Source organism: Rathayibacter sp. VKM Ac-2928 (assembly GCF_022815545.1).
Classification (GTDB): domain Bacteria; phylum Actinomycetota; class Actinomycetes; order Actinomycetales; family Microbacteriaceae; genus Rathayibacter; species Rathayibacter festucae.
On the sequence record NZ_JALGRU010000001.1, the window covers coordinates 59,553 to 82,527 of the forward strand.

Consider the following 22,975-nt stretch of genomic DNA (forward strand, 5'->3'; position numbering starts at 1 on the left):
GCCTAGTTGACATACCCTCAGCATTGAGAGGGAGTGCACAAAGGGGACGCGATCCGCCCCGTCCGACCGATAGCCGAGCGATGCTCTCGAACCCGTAACGACGCGTTCACACCCGGCGCATAGATTCGAAGGCGTTCACACTCCACCGATCACGCGAACAGGAAACCGATGCGCACACTCCGCGCCGCAAGCCTCCTCGCCGTCATCGCGCTCGGGGCGGCCACCGCCGCTCCCCTCGCGAGCGCGGCCACCCTCGACGACGGCGTCGAGCTCACCCTGGTGTCGACGACCGACACGCACGGGCACGTCTACAACTGGGACTACTTCGCGAACGCGCCCTACGAGGGCGAGGACACGCTCGGCCTCACCCGCGTCGCGACCGAGGTCGACCGCCTCCGCGCCGAGAAGGGCGACGACTCCGTCCTCGTCTTCGACAACGGCGACGCGATCCAGGGCACGCCCCTCACCTACTACTACGGCCTCGGCGACGGCGCCGCGGGCGTCCTCTCGGGCGAGACGACGCACCCGATGGCCACCGCGTTCAACACCATCGGCTACGACGCGCAGGTCGTCGGCAACCACGAGTTCAACTACGGCCTCGACATGCTGAGCGCCTACGAGGGCGATCTGAACGCCCCGCTGCTCGGCGCGAACGTCGTCGACGTCGCGACCGGCGAGCCGTACCAGAAGCCGTACACCGTGATCGAGCGCGAGATCGACGGCGAGACCGTGCGGGTCGGCGTGCTCGGCCTGGTCACCCCGGGCGTCCGCGTCTGGGACAAGCAGTACGTCGACGGCGTGCTCGAGTTCCGCGACATGGTCGAGACCGCGAAGGAGTGGGTCCCGAAGGTCGAGGCCGAGGCCGACGTGGTCGTCGTCCTCGCGCACACCGGCCAGGGCACCGTCCCGGACGCCGAGTACGACCCGGCCGACCTCAACGAGGACGTCGTCAACAACATCGCGACGCAGGTCCCCGGCATCGACGTGGTCGTCGCCGGCCACAGCCACCAGGACGTCCCCGAGACGCTCTACACGAACGTCGCCGGCGAGCAGGTCCTCGTCACCCAGCCGTACTTCTGGGCGCAGGGGCTCACCGAGGTGACCCTGAACCTGGTGAAGGACGCCGCGGGCGACCTGCAGGTCGACTGGACCGAGGGCAGCGCTCCCGTCGTCACCCCGGTCTACGCGCGCGACATCGCCGAGGAGTCGACCGCCGTGGTCGACGCCCTCGCCGAGCCGCACGCGACCACGATCGAGTACGTGAACACCCCCGTGGCCGAGTCGCTCGAGGAGCTCTCGGCCGAGACCTCGCGCTACGAGGACACCCCGATCATCGACTTCATCAACAACGTCCAGGCCGAGACGGTCGACGCCGCGCTCGAGGGCACGGAGTGGGCCGACGTCCCGGTCATCTCGCAGGCGTCGCCGTTCTCGCGCACCGCGGTCTTCCCGAAGGGGCAGGTCACGATCCGCGACATCGCCGGTCTCTACATCTACGAGAACACCCTCCGGGGCGTCGAGATGACGGGCGCGGAGGTGCGCGACTACCTCGAGTACTCGGCGCGCTACTTCAACCAGGTCGCCCCGGGCGCTCCGTTCGACCCGGCCACCGGCACGAACGCGATCACCGCGGACCGCCCCACGGGCATCCCGGACTACAACTACGACGCGCTCTCGGGCCTCGACTACGTCATCGACATCTCGCAGCCGGCCGGCTCCCGGATCCGCGACCTGACGCAGCTCGACGGCACCCCCGTCGCCGACGACGACCGCTTCGTGATGGCCGTCAACAACTACCGGCAGAGCGGTGGCGGGGCCTACCCGGCCGTCGCCGCGGCTCCCCTCGTCTACGACGAGCGGCTCGAGATCCGGCAGCTGCTGATCGACTGGGCGAGCGCGCGCGGCGTGATCGACCAGGCGGACTTCTTCGACCAGAACTGGTCGCTGACGTCGGTCGCGGCCGAGGTCCCGGCCGAGCCCGGCACGCCCGGCACGCCCGGCCAGCCCGGCACGCCCGCGCCCGGCCAGCCTGAGCCCGGCCAGCCCGAGCCGACCGAGCAGCCGACGGCCACCCCGGTGCCGCTGCCCTCCGCCACGCCCGTCCCCGTCGCCGGGGGCTCGCACTCCGGACCGCTCGCGAACACCGGCGTCGACGCGGCCTCCTCCGCAGGAGGCGCGGCTCTGCTGCTGCTCGCCGGCATCGCGCTGACGGTGCTCCGCCGCCGCCGCTCCGCCTCGCACTCGGAGTAGCCGCCCGCACCACCCGCACGACCGGACGGCGCCGCCCTCATTCCCGAGGGCGGCGCCGTCTCGCGTTCCAGGCGGCGAGCACGCCCGTCGACCACAGCGCCCAGAGCACGAGCAGCGGCTGGAAGACCAGCCGGATCGCCCGGGCAGCGTCGGTCTCGAGGCCGAAGGCCGGAGTCCGGGTGACGAGCTGCGAGACGTTCCCGGGGAACACCGCGACGAAGAAGGCGGCGACGACGATCCCCACCAGCACCCGCCGGCGCCGCAGCAGCAGGAGCGCGAGCCCGAGCGCGATCTCGACGACACCGGATGCCAGGACGACGAAGTCCGCATCGAACGGCAGCCACGGCGGAACCTGCGCCTGGAAGGACCGCCGCGCGAAGGTCAGGTGCCCCGTCCCCGCGAACACGAGCACGAGGCCCAGGAGGATGCGGGCGATCGTGCGCGGGAGGCTCATCGCCCCAGTCTGCGCCCGCGGTTCCCGCGCTCCGGCTGCACCGCCCCGTATCCTCGATACCGCGCGCGCCGCGCCACCCCGTCATTACCGCCCTGTCCGCAGACCGTGAAACGAGTTCCATGAGCACCCTGCCCCGCCTGATGGCCTTCGACCTCGACGACACCCTCGCCGCCTCGAAGTCCCCCGTGGACCCGGTGATGGCCGACCTCTTCGTCAAGCTGCTGCAGGCGACGGAGGTGTGCATCATCTCCGGCGGCCAGATCGGCCAGTTCCGGATGCAGGTGCTCGACCGCCTCGAGGGCGCCGACCCCGCCGTGCTGGCGAAGCTGCACCTGATGCCCACCTGCGGCACGCAGTACTACCGCTACGAGAACGGCGACTGGGCGCAGATCTACGCCGAGAACCTCACCGACGACGAGAAGTCCCGCGCGCTCGCCGCCGTCGAGGAGAAGGCCAAGGAGCTCGGCTACTGGGAGTCCGAGACCTGGGGCCCGATCCTCGAGGACCGTGACTCGCAGATCACCTTCTCCGCGCTCGGCCAGGCCGCTCCGGTGCCGGTGAAGCAGGCCTGGGACCCGACCGGCGAGAAGAAGAACACCCTCCGCGAGGCCGTCCAGGCCGTGCTGCCCGACCTCGAGGTCCGCTCCGGCGGCTCCACCTCGGTCGACATCACCCGCAAGGGCATCGACAAGGCCTACGGGATGAACAAGCTCACCGAGCTCACCGGCATCCCCCTCGACGAGATGATCTTCGTCGGCGACCGCCTCGACCCCGACGGCAACGACTACCCCGTCAAGGCGATGGGCGTCGAGACCTTCGCCGTCGAGGGCTGGCACGACACCGCCGCCTACCTCCGCTCCTACGGCCTGTAGGTCTCTGCGAGCCCGGTCCTCCCCCGCGAGATGCCACTTGTGCGCGCGACACGCCGCGAAAGTCCGTCACAAGTGGCATCTCGCGGGGAGGGCCGGGCTCGGGTCAGGCGTCCTCGCTGAGGGAGCCGGTGGCGGTGCCGTCGAGGGCGAGGCGGAGGCGGCGCGGCAGCTTCGCGACGATGATCGCGTGCGACTCCGCGAGCAGCTCCTGGACGAGGCCCTCCTCGACCCGGCCGCCCGCGTCGACGGTCACCCAGTGCTTCTTGTTGAGGTGGTAGCCGGGCTCGATGCCGTCGACGCCCGCGACGAGGTGCACGACGTTCTCGGGCAGCGCTTTGACGCTGACGACGGGCCGGCCGAACCGCTCCATCTCGAGCGCGAAGACCTTGCCCTCGACCTTCCACACCCGCGTCTCCGGGCCGAAGGGGAAGCTCGCGCCTGCGCCCGGCAGGTCGGCGAGGAAGGACTCGAGCGCGGCGGTGTCCATGCGTCCATCATGCCCGCAGAGGTGCCGCCCGCGTAGGCTCGTCCTGTCGTCCGTCCAGCCAGTGGAGCAGTCTCCGCCGTCGGAACGACCGGAATCGGATCCGACCATGCCAGACCCCACGACCACCTCGACCTCCGCTCTGAGCCGTGCGACCGGGAGTTACGCGCGGGCGTTCGCCCTCCCGGGGTCGCTCGCCTTCTCCTCGGCCGGCTGGCTCGGCCGCTTCCCCAAGGGCAGCCTCGCGATCGGGGTGCTCGTCCTCGTGTCTGCGCAGTCGGGCAGCTACGCGCTCGGCGGCGCGGTCTCCGGCGCGCTGACCCTCGCCCTCGCCGTGACCGGGCCGCTCTGGTCGCGGGTGATGGACCGCTGGGGGCAGCGCCGGGCGCTCGCCCTGTCGCTCCCGGTCCTCGTCGCCGCCTCGCTCGGGCTCGTCGCCGCCGTGCTGCTGGGCGCTCCCGTCTGGACCTGGTTCGCGCTCGGGATCCTCGCCGGCGCGGCCGTCCTCGACGTCGGCTCGGCCGTCCGCTCGCGCTGGAGCGCCGCGACCTCGGACCCGGGGCTGCGGCACACCGCGTACTCGGTCGAGTCGGTGGCGGACGAGGCGGCCTTCGTGGTCGCGCCGCCGATCGTCACCCTGCTGGCCTCGCTCGTGCACCCGGCGGCCGGCGTCCTGGTCGGCCTCGGGATCGGCGTGGCCGGCGGTGTCGCGCTGCTCGTGCAGACGGGGACGCAGCCGGCGCTCGCTCCGGTGCGCTCGGCCGCGTCGCCCGCGCGGGAGCGGCTGCCGCTCGGTCTCGTCGGCATCGTGGCGGTCTTCGCGACCATCGGCGGGGTCTTCGGCTCGTTCAACGTCGCGGCGATCGCGACCGCGGAGGCGTCCGGGGCGGGAGCCGCCTCGGGGCTGCTGCTCTCGGCGTACAGCATCGGCAGCGTGCTCACCGGGGTGGTCGTGGGTGCCGCGCGCCTGCCCGGCGGTCCGCGCTCGAGGTTCCTGGTGGCGGGCGCCGTCTTCGGAGTGGTGGTGCCGGTGCTCGTGCTCGCCGGGTCGCTGCCCGTGCTGATCGCGCTGGCCTTCGTCGCCGGCCTCGCGACGTCGCCGCTGCTGATCACCGGCTCGAGCCTCGTCGAGTCGATCGCCCCGCGCAGCCGCCTCACCGAAGCCCTCGCCTGGCCGCCGACCGGCATCGCCCTCGGCGCCACCGCCGGCTCCACCCTGAGCGGCCTGGCCGTCGAGGCCCTCGGCCCGCAGTCCGGCTTCCTGGTCACCGCCGGCGCGGCGGCGCTGGGCGCCCTGCTGACCCTCGCGACGGTCCTGCTCCTCCGCCGCCGCGCCGCCCCTGCGGCGACGCACTCGTCCCGCTGACCGAACACCCAGCCGAGGAGCCCGCACAGCGGGCACACTTCTGCCGCGTCGAGCGGCCCGCGAAGAGGGCCCCGCTTCATGCTGATCTCGTAGCCCGCGCAGCGGGCGTATCGAGATCCACCCACCGAACGACGGTGGGTCTCGATACGCCCCTGCGGGGCTACTCGACCAGCATGCGGCGGGGACGGCAATCCTGCACCGCCTCAGCCTGATCGTCGTCCGGTCGCGGTGATCGCAAGGCGGAGGAGGGAGGCGTAGCGGAGCTACGGCGACCGACGACAACGCCGCGAGCGCCGCGGCCGGGCGGCGATCAGTCCGCGCCGAGGATGACGATGGCGGCCGTGGGGGGCAGCGCGTCCTCGTGGTAGCGCTCGATCTCGGGGATCGCGGCGGGGTCGGCCTGCTCGAGGAAGCCGGTGAGGCGCGCGACCTCGTCGGTCTCGCCGATCGACTCGGCGGCGCGGCGGAGGGCGTAGAGGGAGAGCAGGAAGCCGCGGTTGGGACCGTGGCGCCACGGGATGGGGCCCTGGCCGCGCCAGCCGGCGGTGCGGAGCAGGTCGAGGCCGCGGTGATAGCCGACGCGCGCGTAGGCGTAGGACGGCAGCGCCGCGTCGATCCCCCACACGCTGTCCGCGAGGAGAGCCCAGGCCAGCGGTGAGCGCGGGTGGGCCGCCGCGAGCGCGGCGAACTCGACGGCTCCCGGGTTCGCGTGCTTGGCGAGGGCCGCGGTGATCGCGGGCTCGTCCGGGAGGAGGGTCGGTTCGGGGCCCAGCAGGTTCTCGCCATTCATGTCCTCAGGGTAACCCGCTCCCGCTGTGCCCCTCCGGGGCAGCCCGTCGACTCCCCCGTCCGGGCTGCGCCGATAGCATCGACCCCATGGCGACGAAGCGCAGCGAGGTCGAGGCCTGGCTCACGGACATGGACGGCGTGCTGGTGCACGAGAACCAGGCGCTCCCCGGCGCGCCCGAGCTCATCCAGGAGTGGACGGACGCGGGCACCCCGTTCCTGGTGCTCACGAACAACTCGATCTTCACCCCGCGCGATCTCGCGGCGCGGTTGCGGGCGTCGGGGCTGCACGTGCCCGAGGAGCGGATCTGGACGAGCGCCCTCGCGACCGCCGACTTCTGCGCCTCGCAGATGCCGGGTGGCAGCGCCTTCGTGATCGGCGAGGCCGGCATCACCACGGCCCTGCACGAGGCGGGCTTCATCATGACCGAGACCGCGCCGGACTACGTCGTCGTCGGCGAGACCCGCAACTACAGCTTCGAGGCGATCACGAAGGCGATCCGCCTGATCGTCGGGGGCGCCCGCTTCATCGTGACCAACCCCGACGCGACCGGCCCGAGCGCCGAGGGCGTCATGCCCGCGACGGGCGCGATCGCCGCCCTGATCACGAAGGCCACCGGCAAGGACCCGTACGTGGTCGGCAAGCCGAACCCGATGATGTTCCGCTCGGCGATGAACAAGATCGGCGCGCACAGCGAGAACACCGGCATGATCGGCGACCGGATGGACACCGACATCGTCGCCGGCATCGAGGCCGGCCTGCACACCGTCCTCGTCCTCACCGGCATCAGCGACCGCGCCGAGATGGACCGCTACCCGTTCCGCCCCGACGAGGTGCTGACCGGCGTGCACGAGCTGCTCTCGACCGACCCGTACGAGACCGAGTTCCCGCCGGACGACCAGATCCTCTGACCGCCGCCCCGGCCCGCCGCTCCTCACCCCCGACCTGCCGACACTCCAGAAGCTGCGGTAGTCGCCCACTCCGACTCCTCCGAAGTCGCGGTAGTCGAGCGCGAGTACCGCAACTCTTGGAGAGTGGGAGGGGGAAGGGGGCGCCCGGCTGCTCAGAAGCGGACGTGCTGGAGGATCCAGGCGTGCATCGCCACGGCGGCGGCGGCCGAGGCGTTGATCGAGCGGGTCGAGCCGAACTGCGAGATCTCGAGCACGGCGACGGAGGCGGCGATCGCCTCCTCCGAGAGGCCCGGCCCCTCCTGCCCGAACAGCAGCACGCAGCGCTCCGGCAGCGCGAACGTCTCGATCGGCACGCAGCCGGGCACGTTGTCGATCGCGAGCAGCGGGACGTCCTCCGCCTCGGCCCAGCGGGCGAGGTCGGCGACGGTCTCGTGGTGCTGCACGTGCTGGTAGCGGTCGGTGACCATCGCGCCGCGCTTGTTCCAGCGCCGGCGCCCGACGATGTGCACGCTCTCGGCGCCGAACGCATTGGCGCTGCGCACGATCGAGCCGATGTTCATGTCGTGCTGCCAGTTCTCGATGGCGACGTGGAAGGGGTGCCGCGACGCGTCGAGCTCGGCGACGATCGCGTCCATCCGCCAATAGCGGAAGCGGTCGATCACGTTGCGGGAATCACCGCGCTCGAGCAGCTCGGGATCGAGGCGGTCGTCGTCGGGTCGCGGACCGACCCACGGCCCCACGCCGTTCGTCGTCGCCTCGGGGGAGGCGGAGGGCCCGGCCTCGTCCACGTGTCGCGCCGCCCGGCCTAGGCCGACGGGGTGCCGTCGACCGAGCCGAGCATGTCGCCGCCGCCGGCGCGGTCGACGAAGCAGTAGTAGCTGCGCTCGCCGGCGTCCCACTGCTCCTGGGTCACGGGGTAGGAGGCGGACACCTGCACGTCGCCGTACGCCTCGGCACCCGCGATGTCGACGACGCCCTGCGCCTGGCAGAGCGAGGAGACCGAGACGGCCAGCGCGTCCTGGCCCGGGAAGGTCGCGTCGGTCAGCTCACCGGTCGCGACCATCTCGCCGGTGTGGGCGGTGGCGCAGTCGACGACCGTGAACTGCTCGGCCCAGACCGTGTCGAACGGCTGGAGGCACTCCCCGCCCAGCAGCGCCGTCCAGGCGTAGCTGCCGGCCGGCAGCGGGCCGACGGTGGGCAGGGCGGCGGTGGGCGTCGCACTCGGCTCGGACGGAGCGGCGGTCGTCGCGGCCGGGGCCGGCGCGGCCTCCTGGTCGCCGTTCGAGCCGACGGCGATCCCGATGGCGAGGATCGCGCCGAGCAGGAGCACGACGCCGACGGCGATCAGGCCGATCAGCAGGCGCCGCCGGCTTCGGGCGCGGTCGGGGCCGGGCGCGCCGACGCTCGTGACGGAGGGGACGGGAGCGGGGGCCGGTGACTTCGCGGGCTTCTCGGCGCGGGGCTTCTCGGCGCGGGGCTTGCGGGTCGAGCGCTTGGCGGCGTTGACGTGCGCGCGAGCGGGAGTGCTGAACGGCGCGACGGCCGGGGCGGCGGACTCGTCCTCGCCGGACGTCCCCTCCGCATCGGTGGTCGCCTCGCCGGTCGGCTCGCCGGAGGCGGTGCCGTCGTCGTCCGGCTCGAGGTTCCAGGCGTAGGCGCCGGCGGTCTCGCGCCAGAGCTCCTCGTCGCCGCCGTCGTCCTCGGGCTCGTCGCGCGGGGCGACGACGTCCTCCCACACCGGCGGCTCGTCCCAGCCGCCGCGGGGGTCGGGCCACTGGTACACGCTGGGCGCCGCGGGCTCGCGCGGCTCGGGCTCGGTCGCACCCTCGGGTCGGTCGCGGCGCGCCTCGGAGCGGCGCCCTCGCTCGCGGAGCGCCGGGGGCGCGGTCGGCAGATCGTCGACCGGCGGTGCCGCGGGCAGGACGGGCGCGGCGGGCGCGGGCTCGGCCTGCGCGACGGGCGACTCCGGCGCGGGAGCCGCGACGGGGCCCGGGGCGGCCGGCGACTGCGGGAGCACCGGGCCGAGCGGGAAGCGCGGCGAGGGCGTGACCGGTCGCTCGGGAGCGGACTCCGCGGTGGTCGAGTCGTCCGCTGCGGGCCTCGACCGGGGAGCGGTGAAGGCGGCCCAGATGTCGCGGCGCGCGGAGGCGGCGTCGGCCTCCGGATCGGACGCGGGCTCCACGGGCGTCTGCGCGTCGTCCTCCGCGGGCGCCGCGTCCGTGGTCGGCGGTGCGGGGGCGGGGTCCGGCTGGACGACGGTCTCAGGAGCGGAGCCGGGCTCGGGCTCGACGGGCCGCACGGCATCGACCGGCTGCTCGACGTCGGCCTGCTGCTCGGGATCGACCCGCTGCTCGGAATCGAAGCGCTGCTCGGAATCGACGCGCTGCTCGGAATCGACGGGACGCTCGGCAGCGACGGGGCGCTCGTCCTCGACGGGGCGCTCGTCCTCGACGGGGCGCTCGTCCTCGACGGACTGCTCGGCAGCGACGGGGCGCTCGAACGGGCCGTCCTGCTCGGTCTCACCGGCCTGCTCGATCGGGCCGGCCTGCTCGGCCTCATCGGCCCGCTCGGTCCCGTCGGCCTGCTCGATGCTGACGGCCGGTTCGGACCCGGCGCGGCGCTCGACGTCCGCCGACTGCTCGACGACCGACTGCTCGACGACGGACTGCTCGCCCGCGACGGACCGCTCAGCGTCGATGGCGCGCCCCACCTCGGCAGGCTGCTCCACCTCGGTGGAGTTTCGCGTCTCCGCGGGCTGCCCGGCCTCGGTCGGGTCCTGCGTCTCCGTGGGCTGCTCCTCCTTGGCGGGCGCCGCCTCGGTCGCGGGCGCAGGCTCGGGTGCGGCCTCGGGCGCAGGGCTGCGCGGGGCGTCGAAGATGCTCTTCAGGCGGCCGCCGCTCAGCTGCTCGAGGAGCCACTCGCTGCCGCCGGCGCGGCGCTCGGGCTCGGGCTGCTCGTCGCGCCCGCCGTCAGGCTGGTCGCCGCGCTCGCGGCCGTCGTCGTCCACCATCAGCTCAGCCCGAGGTCGGCCAGCCCGATCGCGGCGAAGTAGGGGTAGCCGGCGCCCTCGATGATCTCGCGGGCCCCGGTCGCGCGGTCGACGACGACGGCGACTCCGGCGATCTCGGCGCCGACCTTCAGCAGGGCCTCGATCGCAGCGAGCGGGGAGCCGCCGGTGGTGGAGGTGTCCTCGACGACGACGACGCGCTTGCCGGCGAGGTCCGGGCCCTCGACCTGGCGGCCGCGGCCGTGGTCCTTGGGTGCCTTGCGCACGACGAAGGCGTCGTACTCGAGTCCGCGGAGGACGCCGCGGTGCAGGATCGCGGACGCGATCGGGTCGGCGCCCATCGTCAGACCGCCGACGGCGTCGACCCGCTCGATCGGGGCGATGAGGTCGAGCATGACGTCGCCGATGAGCGGGGCGACCCGGTGGTCCAGGCTGACGCGCCGCAGGTCGACGTAGTAGCTCGCCTTCTTGCCGCTCGTCAGGGTGAAGTCCCCGTGGAAGACGGCGTCGGAGCCGATGTACTCGATGAGCTGCTGGCGTGCGTCGGTCACGCGCCTACTCTACGGGGCACGCCTACGGCGCGGACTCGGCCCCGCCCGCGCGCGTCGCACCGGCCTTCTCGCCCTGTCCCTCCTCGGCTCCCCCGCGGAACTGGGTCATGTAGAGGTCGTAGTACGCGCCGCGGCGCTGGAGCAGCGCCTCGTGAGCGCCCTGCTCGACGATGCGGCCGGCCTCCATCACCAGGATCGTGTCGGCGTCCCGGATCGTGGAGAGGCGGTGCGCGATGACGAACGAGGTGCGGTCGGTGCGCAGCGCCGCCATCGCGTGCTGGACGAGCAGCTCGGTGCGGGTGTCGACCGAGGAGGTCGCCTCGTCGAGGATGAGCAGCGACGGGTTGGCGAGGAACGCGCGGGCGATCGTGATCAGCTGGCGCTCACCGGCCGAGACGCTGCCGCCCTCGGCGTCGAGCACCGTGTCGTAGCCGTCGGGGAGCTGCTGCACGAAGCGGTCGACCATCGTCGCCCGGGCGGCGTCGACGATCTCCTCGTCGGTCGCGTCGAGGCGGCCGTAGCGGATGTTCTCGCGGATCGTGCCCTGGAACAGCCAGGCGTCCTGGAGCACCATGCCGACCCGCGAGCGCAGGTCGCCGCGGCCGATCCGGGTGATGTCGACGCCGTCGAGCAGGATCCGCCCGCCCGTGAGCTCGTAGAAGCGCATCACCAGGTTGACCAGCGTGGTCTTGCCGGCGCCGGTCGGACCGACGATCGCGACCGTCTGGCCCGGCTGGGCCGAGAAGGTCAGTCCCTCGATCAGCGGCTGCTCCGGGTCGTAGGAGAAGGAGACGTCCTGGAACTCGACGTGGCCGTCGGTGCGCTCGGGCAGCGAGTCGACCGCGGTCTCCGGCTCCTGCTCGTCGGCGTCGAGCAGCTCGAAGGTGCGCTCGGCCGAGGCGACGCCCGACTGCAGCATGTTCGCCATGCTCGCGAGCTGGGTCACCGGCTGGGTGAACTCGCGCGAGTACTGGATGAACGCGGTCGCGTCGCCGAGGGTCAGCTGACCCGAGGCGACCCGGAGCCCGCCGACGACGGCGATCAGCACGTAGGAGAGGTAGGACACGAAGGTCATCGCCGGCATGATCATGCCCGAGACGAACTGGGCGCCGAACGAGGCCGAGTAGAGCGCGTCGTTCCGGCGGTCGAACTCCTCGAGCATCTCGCGGTCGCGGCCGAAGGTGCGGACGATCTCGAGGCCGGAGAAGGTCTCCTCGATGTGGCCGTTCAGCGCGCCGGTGTTCTTCCACTGCGCGGCGAAGAGCTTCTGCGAGCGGGCGCCGATGACGCCGGCGATCACGGCGGACAGCGGGATCGAGACCAGCGCGATCAGCGCGAGCTGCCAGGAGACGATGAACATCATCACGGCGATCCCGATGATGGTGAGCACCGACTGCACGAGCTGCGAGAACGCCTGCTGCAGCGCCGTCTGGATGTTGTCCACGTCGTTGGTCACCCGCGACATCACGTCGCCGCGCTGCCGGGTGTCGAAGTAGCGCAGCGGGAGGCGGTTGATCTTCGCCTCGATGTCCTGGCGCAGGCCGAAGACGACCCTCATCACGAGGCCGTTGAGGATGTAGCCCTGGGCCCACATCAGCACCGACGCGACGACGTACATCAGCAGCACGATGATGATCAGGCGCCCGAGGACGGTGAAGTCGATGCCCTCGCCGGGCACGATCGCGGTCTTGGAGAGCATGTCGGCGAAGGTGCCGTTGCCCTCGGCCCGCTGCTGCTCGATGATCTGCTCGAGCGGGACGCCGGCCGGCAGCTGCGAGCCGATGACGCCGTTAAAGATGGTGTCCATCGCCTGGCCGAGGATCTTCGGCGCGATGACGGTGAGGACGACCGACGCGGACACGAGCGCGACGACCAGGATCATCCGGGCGCGCTCGGGGCCGAGCAGGCTGAACAGCCGCTTGGCGGAGGGCCAGAAGTTCTGCGCCTTCCGGGCGGGCGGGCCGTCGCCGAACATGCCGCCGTCGCCCTCGCCGGGCTCGAACTCGGGCTCGAGCTCGGAGGACTCGGCGACCGGCGCCGTCTGGGCCTCGGTGTCGCGTGCGCGTGCCATCTCAGGCCACCCCTTCCACGCTCAGCTGGGATTCGACGATCTCGCGGTAGGTCGCGTTCGTCTCGAGGAGCTCGTCGTGCGTGCCGCGGCCGACGATGCGGCCCGCGTCGAGCACGACGATCTGGTCGGCGTTCCGGATCGTCGACACGCGCTGGGCGACGATGATCACGGTCGCGTCGGTGGTCGCCTCGGCGAGGGACTCGCGCAGGCGCGCGTCGGTCGCGACGTCGAGTGCCGAGAACGAGTCGTCGAAGAGGTAGACGCGCGGCTTCGCGACGAGCGCCCGCGCGATGCAGAGCCGCTGCCGCTGCCCGCCGGAGACGTTGGTGCCGCCCTGCGAGACCGGCTCGTCGAGCCCGCGCTCCTTCGCCCGGACGAAGTCCTCGCCCTGGGCGATGCGCAGCGCCTCCCAGAGCTCCGCGTCGGTCGCGTCGGGCCGGCCGAAGCGGAGGTTGGAGGCGATGGTGCCCGAGAAGAGGTAGGGCCGCTGCGGGACGAGCCCGACGACCTTCGCGAGCTGCGCGCGGTCGAGCGAGGAGACGGGCACGCCGTCGATGGCGACCGAGCCCTCCTGCGGGTCGAACAGCCGCGGCACGAGGCCGAGCAGCGTCGTCTTGCCCGCACCGGTCGAGCCGACGATGGCCGTCGTCCGGCCCGGCTCGGCGACGAGATCGAGCTGCGAGAGCACGGGGCGCTCGGCGCCCGGGTAGCCGAAGACCACGCCGGAGAACTCGACGCGGCCGCCGGTCGGCGCCTCGACGCCGCCGGTCGGCGTGGTGAGGCTGGTCCGGGTGTCGAGGACCTCCTGGATGCGCTCGGAGCAGACCACGGCGCGCGGGATCATCATCACCATGAAGACGCCCATCATCACGGCGGTGAGGATCTGCAGCAGGTACTGGAGGAACGCGGTCAGCGAGCCGATCTGCATCTGACCCGCGTCGACCCGGTGCCCGCCGAACCAGAGCACGGCGGCCGTGGCGAGGTGCAGGATCATCATGATCGCCGGGAACATCAGCACGAAGATGTTGCCGACCTTGATCGACACCTCGGTGATCGCCTCGTTCGAGCGGCGGTAGCGCTCCGACTCGAAGGGCTCGCGGACGAAGGCGCGGACCACGCGGATGCCGGTGATCTGCTCGCGCAGCACCCCGTTGATCCCGTCGATGCGGTCCTGCATCAGGCGGAACAGCGGCAGCAGCAGGAAGACCAGCACGCCGACGACGACGAAGAGCACGGGCACCGAGACCCAGACCAGCCAGGAGAGCCCGGCGTCCTCGCGCAGGGCGAAGACGATCCCGCCGATGCACATGATCGGCGTCGAGACCATGAAGTTGAGCGTCATCAGCACGAGCATCTGCACCTGCTGCACGTCGTTCGTGCCGCGGGTGATCAGGGTGGCGGTGCCGAAGCGGCCGACCTCGAGCCCGCTCAGCGAGTCGACCCGGCGGTAGACGTCGCGGCGCAGGTCGCGGCCGACGGCCATCGCGGTGCGCGCACCGAAGTAGACGCCGCCGATCGCCGCGGCGACCTGGACCAGGCAGACCATGAGCATCGTCATGCCGGTGGCCCAGATGAAGTCGGTGTCCCCCTGGCCGATGCCCTGGTCGATGATCTCGGCGTTGAGGCTCGGCAGGTAGAGCGCCGCGAGGGTCGCGATCAGCTGGAGCACCACGACCGCCGCGATCGACCGGGAGTAGGGCTTCGCGTACGAGGACGCGAGACGGAGCAGGATCATGGGTCCTCCGGTCGGGGCGGGGCGGGAGAGGGCGGCCGGATCAACGAGAGGCGGATCGGCCGAGCACGGGGACGGTCGGAGCTTCGGGGCTCGGGCCGAGCGGCGCGGAGGAGCGGCCGCTTCAGGGACGGCGCAAGACAACCATCGACCACCGACACCGGTTCCGCAATCGGTCGGCAGGAGGAGACCGCGCGCGCCCGGCCCCCGTGCGGGGAAGCTGTCGGCGGCGGCTCCTAGACTTCCGGAATGCGCATCGCCACCTGGAACGTGAACTCCATCCGGGCCCGCACCGGCCGCGTCGTCGACTGGCTCGTGCGCGAGGACGTCGACGTGCTCGCCATGCAGGAGCTCAAGTGCAAGCCCGAGCAGTTCCCGCACGAGGCCTTCGCCCAGGCGGGCTACCACGTCGAGATGGTCGGCCTCAGCCAGTGGAACGGCGTCGGCATCGCCTCCCGCCTGCCGATGGAGGAAGTCCAGGTCGGGTTCCCCGGGATGCCCGGCTTCGCCAAGGAGCCCGCGGCGGACGGCTCCTTCCCGCTCGAAGCGCGCGCGATCGGCGCGACCGTCGACGGCGTGCGGGTCTGGAGCCTCTACGTCCCCAACGGCCGCGCGGTCGGCGACCCGCACTGGCACTACAAGCTCGAGTGGTTCGCGGCCCTCGAGGCGAGTACCCGCGCCTGGCTCGCGGCCGAGCCCGACCTGCCGCTCGCGCTGGTCGGCGACTGGAACGTCGCCCCGCTCGACAGCGACGTCGGCGACCCGACGCTCGGCCCCGGCTCCACCCACGTCTCCCCCGAGGAGCGCGCGGCCTTCGAGGCCTTCACCGCCGCCGGCCTGCACGACGTCGTGCGCCCGCTCGTCCCCGAGGGCTACACCTACTGGGACTACAAGCAGCTGCGCTTCCCGCGCAACGAGGGCCTGCGGATCGACTTCGTGCTCGGCTCGCGCGCCTTCGGCGACCTGGTGACCGGCGCCTCCATCCACCGGAACGAGCGCAAGGGCGACGCCCCGAGCGACCACGTCCCCGTGGTGGTCGATCTCGACCTCGACACCTCGCTCGACGACGACCGCCCGATGATCTTCTGACCGTGGCGTCCTCGAAGAAGAAGCGCGCCCGCGCCGAGCAGCCCTCGAGCGCCCAGCGCCCCTCCACGACACAGCGCTCCTCCACCGCCCAGCGCGCCGCCGCGAGCCGCCCCGCCGTGGCCCGCGCGCACGACGAGCTCCGCGCCGACGCCTACCGCTCCGTCCGCGAGACCTTCGCCGCCGGGAAGCCGCTGCGCCGCCGCTGGGACCTGGTGCTCTCGATCCTCGGCTGCCTCGCGCTCGGGCTGCTCTGCGTGGTGCTCGGCTACCTCGCCGCGATCCTCGCCGTCTTCCCCGGCCAGTGCGAGGGGCAGAACATCGCCTGCGACTACGACCGGATCGACTGGGGCGTCTCGCTCGCCCTGATCGGCCCGCCGATCCTGACGCTGATCGCCGTGGGCGTGACGATCATCCGCTACCTCGTCGGCCGCCGGGTGTTCTGGATCCCGATCGTCGCCTTCGTGCTCTGCGTCGGCACCGCGTTCCTCGCGTCCTGGCTCGTCACCAGCTCGATCCCCGGCTCCGCGCTGGCCTGAGCGGAGCGGCCGTCCACCGGCCGCCCCGCTCTCAGCCGGCGCAGGTCGGGTCGTCGGCGAGCGTCACCTCGGTCTTGTTGATCATCGGGGTGACCCGGACGGCCTGCTCGCCGAAGGTCGCGGCGGGGTCCGCGGCGGTGAAGCCGATCGTCACCGTCGTGGACTCGCCGGGAGCGAGCTGCACCGAGACGCGCGCGACCGGCCGGCCGAGGTCGTCGGTCGGGTCGAAGATCCGGGCCGCCTCACCGAGCGGGTCGGACCAGGACGCCTGCGCCTGCGAGGTCGTCGTGCCGGGAGGGCCGTAGACGTAGACGTTGGTGACGAAGTCGCCGAGCGGGAAGCGGTTCCCGCCGTTCGCCGCCACGTACTTGGGCAGCGTGCGCGCGACCTTCTCGGTGATGGTGTTGGTCAGCGTCACCTGCGTCGAGAAGCTGGTGCCGCCGGCGGCGCAGCGGTTCGTGCTCGACTGGGTCACCGCGGTGTCGAGGTAGTAGTCCATCTTCGAGCCGACCGACGCGTCCTGGAAGAACACGCCCGTGGTCGAGGTGTCGTCGTTGTCCGTCGGCAGGACGCCCGCGATCGGGGTCGGCGCCAGCAGAGCCTGCTCCTCCGGATCGGTGCTGTAGGCGAGGATCCGGCTCTCGCCGACGGCCTTCACCACGGCCGGGAGCATCTTCGACGGCTCCATGTCGCCGCCGAGGATCTTGCCGAGGACGGTGGCGCTGGCCTCCGAGAAGAACGCGTCGGTCGCGTCGGCGACCGTGGCGTCCGAGTAGCGGAAGTAGACCTTGTTGAGCAGCGTCGAGACCGTGTTCTCGCTGGTCAGCTCGGTGCCGTCGGTGAGCGTCACCGGGCCGGTGGAGGCGAGCAGGTACTGCAGCGCCATCGGGTCGATCGCGAGCACGCCGTCGATCTTCTGCTCCGGGAACTTCTGCGCCCAGAACTGCGTCGCGATCGAGGACGCGGTCGGGAAGTCGGGGCGGCTGGTCGACACGTTGAACGTGGTCGCGAGGTTGCCGCCGAAGGTGTCGAGCGCGCTCTGGTCGACCGTGACCGGCTGCAGCCCGCGGAAGTCCTGGCTCGACTGCTGCGTCCCCACCGTGATCGCGCCGCCGTCCACGTTCAGCTGCATCACCGAGGAGGCGCCGCCGCCCAGGGCCTGCGCCTCGGCGAGGTTCTGGAAGAGCACGAGGTAGCTGCGCGGTCCGCTGGCGCCCAGGGCGTCGGGGAGGATCGCGGTGATCGGCTGGACCTGGTCCATCGCACTGGTCGCCGTCTCGAGCTGCGGGGCGAACGCGTCGAGCGCGGACGCGACCTGCGGCACGAGCGCGCCCCGGTCGATCCCCTCGACGCGGGCCTGCGCCTCGTCGACGACGCCCTTGGCGACGGTGATCTTGTCGGAGAGGGCGGTGATCGCGGCGATGTCGACCTTGCCGTCGACCGGCTTGAGGACGTCGAGCGAGGTGGAGGAGAGCGGGGTGACGATCTTGCCCGAGACGTCGTCGGCGATCTCGGTCGCGGCGCGCACGGCGGAGAGGTTCGGGCCGAGGAACGGCACGATCTCCATCACCCGCCACACCGGGTCGTCGGTCTCGTCGCGCGCCTCGCCGGTGAGGGTGGCGATCTGGCCGGCGGTCGACTCCGCTCCCGCCGTGTCGAAGCCGGTGAGCTGGTCGGCGACCTGGGAGACCAGCGGGATGGCGGAGGTGAGCTTGGCGCGCACCGTCATCGCCTTCTCGTAGGTCTGCACCGCGAGGAAGGCGGCGACGACCGCGCCGATCACGAGGACCAGCAGGACGGTCAGGGTGATCCAGAGGCCCCGTCTGCTGCGGCGAGGGGTGCCGGAGGCGCGGCGAGAGGAGGTCGTCGTGGTGCTCATTCGAGAGAGCCTAAGCGACGCCCGCCCGCGCACGGCGGTCGATCCGCGCCGTCGTCAACCCAGGAGGAGGGACACGGCGATGAGCACGGGCACCGCCGTGACGGTGGTCACCAGGGCCGTGTCGCGCGCCACGGCGACGCCGCGGTCGTAGCGGGAGGCGAAGTTGAAGATGTTCTGCGCGGTCGGCAGCGCCGCCGTCACGGTCACCGCGAAGAGGTGCTCCGCGTCGAGCGCGAAGGCGAAGCGGCCGAGCAGATAGGCGGTCGCGGGCATCACCAGCGTCTTGAGCAGCGAGGCGACGGCGACCTCGATCCGCCCGGGCCCCGGCTCCAGCGGCCGCTGCCCGCGCAGCGACATCCCGAACGCCATCAGCACGAGCGGGATCGACGCGTTGCCGATGATCGAGAACGGCTCGAGCAGCGGTGCCGGCAGCTGCACCCCGGTGACGGAGACGACCAGGCCGAGCGCCGAGGCGATGATCATCGGGTTCCGCAGCGGCTGAGTGAGGATGCCCGTGACGGAGGCGCGCCCGCTCGTCGAGACGTCGAGCACGGTGAGGATCGTCGGCGCGAGCAGCAGCAGCTGGAGGAGCAGCGTCGGCGCGACCCACTGCGGATCGCCGAGCACGTAGATCGCGACCGGCAGGCCGATGTTGTTGGCGTTCACGTAGGAGGAGGCAGCGGTGCCGATCACCGTCTCCGGCACGGGCCGGCGGAAGAACAGCCGCGACGCGACCAGATAGAGGACCGCCACGATCGCGACCGTGATCAGCGACACCAGGAGGAAGGAGGAGAACAGCACCGTCACGTCGGCGCGGGCGAGCACCGTGAACAGCAGCGCCGGCGTCGTGACGAAGAAGGCGATGCGGGTGAGGACGGCGCGACCCTCGGGCGGCACCAGGCCGAACCGGGCGATCAGGTAGCCGACCGCGATGACCGTCCCGATGATCGCGAACCCGGTGAGCACTCCCTCCACGGCGTCCTCCGTCTCGTCGGCGGAGCCGGGCGGCTCGCGGGCTGGGATCGTCGGCGCGGGTCGGCGCACCGCGTCCAGCCTAGGAGGCGCCGCCCGTTGCCCCGTCGCGAGGCCGGGCCTACGGTGGGCGCATGCCGCATCTCGAGGTCCCCGGAGCGACCCTGCACTGGGAGGCGGACGGCCCCGCCTCCGCCCCCGCCCTCCTGCTCGTGCACGCGGGCATCACCGATCTGCGGATGTGGGACCCGGTCGTCCCCGCGCTCGCGGAGGACCACCTGGTCATCCGCTACGACACCCGCGGCTTCGGCGAGACCCGGACGGACGACGTCGAGTTCGACCCGCGGCAGGACGCCCTCGACGTGCTCGAGCACCTCGGCGTCGAGCGCGCGACGGTGATCGGCTGCTCCCGCGGCGGCTCGCTCGTCCTCGACCTGACGCTCGAGCACCCCGACCGCGTCACCGGCCTGGTACTGATCGCCCCCGGCGTCGGCGGCTTCCCCTACCCGGACCTCACCGAGGAGGAGGACCGCCGCTTCGACGAGATCGACGCGGTGCTGACCGCTGGCGACCACGAGCGCGTCGCGCGGATGGAGGCGGAGCTGTGGGCGTTCGGCCCCGACCGCGACCCCGCCTCGCTCGATCCCGCGTTCGTCGAGACCGTGCGCGAACTCGCCCGCGGCCGCGCCGGCCACGAGGGCGAGAAGCCGCGGCCGACCGCGATCGAGCCGCCCGCCTACGACCGCGTCGTCGACATCGCCGTGCCCACGCTGGCGATGGTCGGCGCGCACGACGTCTCCGAGTCGCTCCCCGTGCACGCCTTCCTCTCGGCGACCGTGCCGGGCGCCGACGCCAAAGTCTTCGATGACGCGGCCCACCTCCCCAGCGTCGAGCGGCCCGACGAGTTCCTCGCGGTCCTCCGCCCCTGGCTGGCGACCCACGGCCTCTGACACGAGCCGCGACGGCGGACGCGCCCACGACGGCGCACACTCATGCTGGTCGAGCAGCCCCGCAGGGGCGTATGGAGACCCACCGACTTCAGCACGCCGGCTCTGCAGACTCGACGTCCGACGCTGGTGGATCTCGATACGCCCGCTGCGCGGGCTACTCGATCAGCATGGACGGGCCCACTGCGGCGGAGAAGCGTGAACATCCCCGCACACCTGCTGGTTGCGCAGCGCGCAGGGAACGGGCGCGCCAGCGCGCAATGTGGTCGCGGAGCGCGCAGGGAACGGGCGCGACAGCGCGCCATCATGCTGGTCGAGTAGCGCGCAGCGCGTATCGAGACCCCACGCCCTGCAGGAGGGTGGATCTCGATACACCCGCTGTGCGGGCTACTCGATCAGCATGGTGGGCCGAGACTACGCGACGTCGGCGAGGTCGAACGCCCAGTCGGCGTAGAGGACGGGCGGGTCGCCGGCCTCCACGACGTCGACGCGGTCGAAGCCGGCCTCGACGCAGATCGCGCTGTCCTCGGCGTCGTCCGCGGGGACGTACGCGTGCACGAAGCGCGGCAGTGGGAACGCCGCGGCCTCCTCGAGGAGCAGGCGCACCGAGCGCGCCACGACGCCGCGATCACGGGCAGCGGGAGCGATGCTCCAGCCCGTCTCGTAGGCGAGCGCGCCACGCGAGTGGCCGTACCAATAGCCGATGGAGCCGACGCAGTGCCCGTCGAGCTCGATCGCGTAGAAGAATCCGCTCCCCTCGGCCCAACCGCGCAGGTAGCGGTCGTGCCGGTCGAGGAACTCGTCTTCCGTCTCGAGACGCTCTCCGGACTCCGCGAGATCGCTGCGGAGTGCGGTGACGTCCGCCTGCGGCCAGGGCAGGAGGCGGAGGGTCTCGGAGTGCTGATCGATGCTGACTGTTCTGTGGTCGCTTCCGGGTTCGGGTCCCGTCACGCGATCCGATCCTTCCTCTTGAAGGTGGACCGACGCCCTGCCGCTCCGCCAGGTGTTCGGAGTCGCAGGTCGATCGGATGGCCGCCGGGTGTGTGCAGCCGAGATGTCCGCCCTATCTTCGACCCCTTGGAGGAGCCTTGGCAGGAACCTTGCGAATCTAGCCCCGGACGGGGGGTGCTACCTGCGAAAAGGCTGGTCGCGGCCTGATATCGCGCGCCGATTCCCCCGTCGATCCGCGCAGAGAGGGCCGTTTCGGCGGAGTCGTGCGCCGTGATCGCCGACCTCGCGGATTCGCTCCGGGCCCACGCAAGAAAAGCGCGCGCCGCGGCCCATACGCTCGGGGATGGGCCGGATCCGGCCCGAACCACCCGGTTATACGAGCGTGAGGAGGATCACCATGTCGCAATTCGTGCAGAGCACCGTCGTCGGAGAACCCGAGGTCGTCGAGGACCGCATCGAGACCTCCGGCGCCTGGCTCCGCCTCAAGGCCGCGGCCACCGCACTGCAGCCGCTTCAGGCGCAGGACGGCTCGCTGGCCGACCCGGACCGCCTGGACGACGCCCGCGCCGAGATCGACCGCCTCGTCGACGCGATCCGCACCCTCGCGCCCGCCTTCCCGCACGACGCCGCCTACCTCGAGGCGCTCGTCGTCGACTTCGAGCGCTGGAGCGCCGAGGGCCTCGGCGTCCCGGACTTCCTCGACTCGCTGCAGGCGTTCCAGCCGCAGCTCGACCGGATCGACGGACTGCGCCACCTGGTCGTCTTCCCGATGCTCACGCAGAACGGCAGCCGCGACCGCCACGTCGAGGCGGTGCTCGTCGAGGTCGTCTGGCCGCGCTTCGTCGCCGAGCTCGAGGCGGGGGACTACTCGAACGCGCTGTTCGTGCCCGTGCGCTTCGTCGACTTCACCGCCGGCTACGACACCGACAGCGCCGTGCTCTTCCCCGAGACCGTCGCGATGCGCGCCGTCCCCGCCTTCACCTGGGGCGCGATCTTCGCCGACCGCGAGGCCGCGCGCTTCCGCCGCGTCGTCTCCGCCGCCGCGGAGATCACGCGGCTCGAGCTGCCGGAGGACGCCCGCCGGATGCTCGAGGACCAGCACACCGCGGAGGAGGCCTTCGTGATGTGGGACCTCATCCACGACCGCACTCACATGCGCGGCGACCTGCCGTTCGACCCGTTCATGATCAAGCAGCGGATGCCGTTCTTCCTCTACTCCCTCGAGGAGCTGCGCTGCGATCTGACCGCCTTCCGCGAGTCCGTCGCGATCGAGCGGCGCCTGGCCGGCCAGGAGCACCGCGACGGCGAGGAGGAGGCGCTCGCGGCGCGGGCGCGCACGGTCCAGTACGCCATCCTCTTCGACCGGCTGTTCCGCTTCCCGCTGACCGGCTCGCGGGTGCGCAACTACGACGGGCTCGGCGGCCAGCTGCTCTTCGCCTGGCTGCACCAGCACGGCGTGCTGCACTGGACCGACACCCGGCTCGCCTTCGAGTGGGACAGCGTCGCGGACGTCGTCGTCGCGCTCTCGGACGCCATCGACGAGCTCTACTGGCGCTCGATCGACCGGCCGAAGACCGCGCACTGGCTCGCCGCCTACGCGCTGGTCGCGGCGACCGTGACGCCGCACCCCGCCTCCGCCTGGGCGCGCGGGCTGCCGGACGAGGTGCTCCTCGGCGCTCCGCGCGGGCTGACCGACGCGGTGCTGGACGACGAGTTCCCGCTCTCGATGTTCTACGAGGCCCTCGGCAAGAAGATGGGCGACGTGATCGCGTCGACCGCGGGCATCACCGGGCGCGACTGACCGCGCGGGCGGGCCGCGCAGCGGGCACCATCATGCCGATCGAGTAGCCCGCACAGCGGCCCCGCCCCTGCTGATCGAGTGGCCCGCGCAGCGGCCCCGCCCCTGCCGATCGAGCAGCCCACGCAGCGGCCCCGCCCCTGCTGATCGAGTAGCCCGCGCAGCGGGCGTATCGAGATCCACCGTCCCCAGCACGCCGGGTCTCGATACGCCGCCTCCGGCGGCTACTCGACCAGCATGGGGACGTGCACGACCGATTCGAATGGAGCGTCATGCGGCGACTCAGGCGGCAGCCTGCCCGACCGTCGTCGGTTAGCG

The 22,975-nt window shown here is 72.2% G+C and carries 19 protein-coding genes; 8 read left to right on the plus strand and 11 right to left on the minus strand.

The genetic code is table 11. The features are described 5' to 3' along the window. Positions 1-168: 168 nt before the first annotated feature. Positions 169-2,250: a 5'-nucleotidase C-terminal domain-containing protein gene (locus MT350_RS00300; RefSeq protein WP_243599341.1), complete on the plus strand. Its 2,082-nt coding sequence runs from the start codon at positions 169-171 to the stop codon at positions 2,248-2,250. A 37-nt stretch (positions 2,251-2,287) separates the two neighbouring features. On the opposite strand, the gene MT350_RS00305 is transcribed toward MT350_RS00300, so the two are convergent. Then, positions 2,288-2,704 carry a hypothetical protein gene (locus MT350_RS00305; protein ID WP_243599342.1) on the minus strand — a complete coding sequence of 139 codons (417 nt, stop codon included), beginning with the start codon at positions 2,702-2,704 and terminating at the stop codon, positions 2,288-2,290. A gap of 119 nt (positions 2,705-2,823) precedes the next feature. On the opposite strand from MT350_RS00305, the gene MT350_RS00310 reads away from it, so the two are divergent. Further along, complete coding sequence (locus tag MT350_RS00310; protein WP_123447127.1) at positions 2,824-3,576, plus strand: HAD-IIB family hydrolase; 753 nt, start codon at positions 2,824-2,826, stop codon at positions 3,574-3,576. A gap of 103 nt (positions 3,577-3,679) precedes the next feature. Here MT350_RS00310 and MT350_RS00315 read toward each other — a convergent pair whose 3' ends face one another. Next, positions 3,680-4,063, minus strand: a complete 384-nt coding sequence (locus MT350_RS00315) for an MmcQ/YjbR family DNA-binding protein (protein WP_208110615.1) — start codon at positions 4,061-4,063, stop codon at positions 3,680-3,682. A gap of 106 nt (positions 4,064-4,169) precedes the next feature. Between MT350_RS00315 and MT350_RS00320 the strand changes: the two genes are divergently transcribed. Next, positions 4,170-5,426, plus strand: coding sequence for an MFS transporter (locus MT350_RS00320; RefSeq protein WP_243599343.1), 1,257 nt, complete (start codon positions 4,170-4,172; stop codon positions 5,424-5,426). A gap of 310 nt (positions 5,427-5,736) precedes the next feature. Here MT350_RS00320 and MT350_RS00325 read toward each other — a convergent pair whose 3' ends face one another. Further along, the gene (locus tag MT350_RS00325; protein ID WP_123447130.1) at positions 5,737-6,216 is read right to left on the minus strand and encodes a DUF3151 domain-containing protein; all 480 of its coding nucleotides are present in this window, start codon (positions 6,214-6,216) and stop codon (positions 5,737-5,739) included. A gap of 86 nt (positions 6,217-6,302) precedes the next feature. Here MT350_RS00325 and MT350_RS00330 point away from each other — a divergent pair, with 86 nt between their 5' ends. After that, positions 6,303-7,124, plus strand: coding sequence for an HAD-IIA family hydrolase (locus tag MT350_RS00330; protein WP_123447131.1), 822 nt, complete (start codon positions 6,303-6,305; stop codon positions 7,122-7,124). A 152-nt stretch (positions 7,125-7,276) separates the two neighbouring features. On the opposite strand, the gene MT350_RS00335 is transcribed toward MT350_RS00330, so the two are convergent. Genes MT350_RS00335 through MT350_RS00355 form a run of 5 tightly spaced genes read right to left on the minus strand, consistent with a single transcriptional unit; the run spans position 7,277 to position 14,488 of the window. Further along, positions 7,277-7,912, minus strand: a complete 636-nt coding sequence (locus tag MT350_RS00335; RefSeq protein ID WP_123736245.1) for a TrmH family RNA methyltransferase — start codon at positions 7,910-7,912, stop codon at positions 7,277-7,279. A gap of 17 nt (positions 7,913-7,929) precedes the next feature. After that, the gene (locus MT350_RS00340; RefSeq protein WP_243599344.1) at positions 7,930-10,134 is read right to left on the minus strand and encodes a septum formation family protein; all 2,205 of its coding nucleotides are present in this window, start codon (positions 10,132-10,134) and stop codon (positions 7,930-7,932) included. Next, on the minus strand, positions 10,134-10,682 hold the full coding sequence (pyrE, locus tag MT350_RS00345) for an orotate phosphoribosyltransferase (protein ID WP_123447133.1): 549 nt from the start codon (positions 10,680-10,682) through the stop codon (positions 10,134-10,136). Before pyrE ends, MT350_RS00340 begins: the two co-directional genes overlap by 1 nt. A 22-nt stretch (positions 10,683-10,704) precedes the next feature. Beyond that, positions 10,705-12,753 (minus strand): ABC transporter ATP-binding protein, encoded by a 2,049-nt coding sequence (locus tag MT350_RS00350; protein ID WP_279392292.1) that lies wholly within the window; start codon positions 12,751-12,753, stop codon positions 10,705-10,707. A gap of 1 nt (position 12,754) precedes the next feature. Further along, positions 12,755-14,488: an ABC transporter ATP-binding protein gene (locus MT350_RS00355; RefSeq protein ID WP_243599345.1), complete on the minus strand. Its 1,734-nt coding sequence runs from the start codon at positions 14,486-14,488 to the stop codon at positions 12,755-12,757. A 246-nt stretch (positions 14,489-14,734) separates the two neighbouring features. On the opposite strand from MT350_RS00355, the gene MT350_RS00360 reads away from it, so the two are divergent. Together MT350_RS00360 and MT350_RS00365 are read left to right on the plus strand one after the other, a co-directional pair. Beyond that, positions 14,735-15,574 carry an exodeoxyribonuclease III gene (locus MT350_RS00360; protein WP_243599346.1) on the plus strand — a complete coding sequence of 280 codons (840 nt, stop codon included), beginning with the start codon at positions 14,735-14,737 and terminating at the stop codon, positions 15,572-15,574. A 2-nt stretch (positions 15,575-15,576) separates the two neighbouring features. Further along, positions 15,577-16,110, plus strand: a complete 534-nt coding sequence (locus tag MT350_RS00365; RefSeq protein ID WP_243599347.1) for a DUF6264 family protein — start codon at positions 15,577-15,579, stop codon at positions 16,108-16,110. Between the two features lie 31 nt (positions 16,111-16,141). Here MT350_RS00365 and MT350_RS00370 read toward each other — a convergent pair whose 3' ends face one another. After that, the gene (locus tag MT350_RS00370; RefSeq protein ID WP_132437390.1) at positions 16,142-17,989 is read right to left on the minus strand and encodes a DUF4012 domain-containing protein; all 1,848 of its coding nucleotides are present in this window, start codon (positions 17,987-17,989) and stop codon (positions 16,142-16,144) included. A 54-nt stretch (positions 17,990-18,043) separates the two neighbouring features. Continuing rightward, positions 18,044-18,964 (minus strand): AEC family transporter, encoded by a 921-nt coding sequence (locus MT350_RS00375; RefSeq protein ID WP_123736312.1) that lies wholly within the window; start codon positions 18,962-18,964, stop codon positions 18,044-18,046. A 131-nt stretch (positions 18,965-19,095) separates the two neighbouring features. On the opposite strand from MT350_RS00375, the gene MT350_RS00380 reads away from it, so the two are divergent. Next, positions 19,096-19,911, plus strand: a complete 816-nt coding sequence (locus MT350_RS00380) for an alpha/beta fold hydrolase (RefSeq protein WP_243599349.1) — start codon at positions 19,096-19,098, stop codon at positions 19,909-19,911. 411 nt (positions 19,912-20,322) lie between these two features. Here the strand turns inward: MT350_RS00380 and MT350_RS00385 are convergent, their stop codons facing one another. After that, positions 20,323-20,859 (minus strand): GNAT family N-acetyltransferase, encoded by a 537-nt coding sequence (locus MT350_RS00385; RefSeq protein WP_159421751.1) that lies wholly within the window; start codon positions 20,857-20,859, stop codon positions 20,323-20,325. A 397-nt stretch (positions 20,860-21,256) separates the two neighbouring features. Here MT350_RS00385 and MT350_RS00390 point away from each other — a divergent pair, with 397 nt between their 5' ends. Beyond that, positions 21,257-22,660 (plus strand): DUF6421 family protein, encoded by a 1,404-nt coding sequence (locus MT350_RS00390; RefSeq protein ID WP_243599350.1) that lies wholly within the window; start codon positions 21,257-21,259, stop codon positions 22,658-22,660. The last annotated feature ends 315 nt before the right edge of the window (positions 22,661-22,975 follow it).

What these genes read in the sequence shown, in the direction of transcription:
- MT350_RS00350 (WP_279392292.1), bottom strand. Translation starts at nt 12,753, where the DNA reads ATGGCACGCGCACGCGACACCGAGGCCCAGACGGCGCCGGTCGCCGAG.
- MT350_RS00325 (WP_123447130.1), bottom strand. Translation starts at nt 6,216, where the DNA reads ATGAATGGCGAGAACCTGCTGGGCCCCGAACCGACCCTCCTCCCGGAC.
- MT350_RS00380 (WP_243599349.1), top strand. Translation starts at nt 19,096, where the DNA reads ATGCCGCATCTCGAGGTCCCCGGAGCGACCCTGCACTGGGAGGCGGAC.
- MT350_RS00340 (WP_243599344.1), bottom strand. Translation starts at nt 10,134, where the DNA reads ATGGTGGACGACGACGGCCGCGAGCGCGGCGACCAGCCTGACGGCGGG.
- MT350_RS00390 (WP_243599350.1), top strand. Translation starts at nt 21,257, where the DNA reads ATGTCGCAATTCGTGCAGAGCACCGTCGTCGGAGAACCCGAGGTCGTC.
- MT350_RS00315 (WP_208110615.1), bottom strand. Translation starts at nt 4,063, where the DNA reads ATGGACACCGCCGCGCTCGAGTCCTTCCTCGCCGACCTGCCGGGCGCA.
- MT350_RS00330 (WP_123447131.1), top strand. Translation starts at nt 6,303, where the DNA reads ATGGCGACGAAGCGCAGCGAGGTCGAGGCCTGGCTCACGGACATGGAC.
- MT350_RS00360 (WP_243599346.1), top strand. Translation starts at nt 14,735, where the DNA reads ATGCGCATCGCCACCTGGAACGTGAACTCCATCCGGGCCCGCACCGGC.
- MT350_RS00320 (WP_243599343.1), top strand. Translation starts at nt 4,170, where the DNA reads ATGCCAGACCCCACGACCACCTCGACCTCCGCTCTGAGCCGTGCGACC.
- MT350_RS00300 (WP_243599341.1), top strand. Translation starts at nt 169, where the DNA reads ATGCGCACACTCCGCGCCGCAAGCCTCCTCGCCGTCATCGCGCTCGGG.
- MT350_RS00305 (WP_243599342.1), bottom strand. Translation starts at nt 2,704, where the DNA reads ATGAGCCTCCCGCGCACGATCGCCCGCATCCTCCTGGGCCTCGTGCTC.
- MT350_RS00310 (WP_123447127.1), top strand. Translation starts at nt 2,824, where the DNA reads ATGAGCACCCTGCCCCGCCTGATGGCCTTCGACCTCGACGACACCCTC.
- MT350_RS00355 (WP_243599345.1), bottom strand. Translation starts at nt 14,488, where the DNA reads ATGATCCTGCTCCGTCTCGCGTCCTCGTACGCGAAGCCCTACTCCCGG.
- MT350_RS00370 (WP_132437390.1), bottom strand. Translation starts at nt 17,989, where the DNA reads ATGAGCACCACGACGACCTCCTCTCGCCGCGCCTCCGGCACCCCTCGC.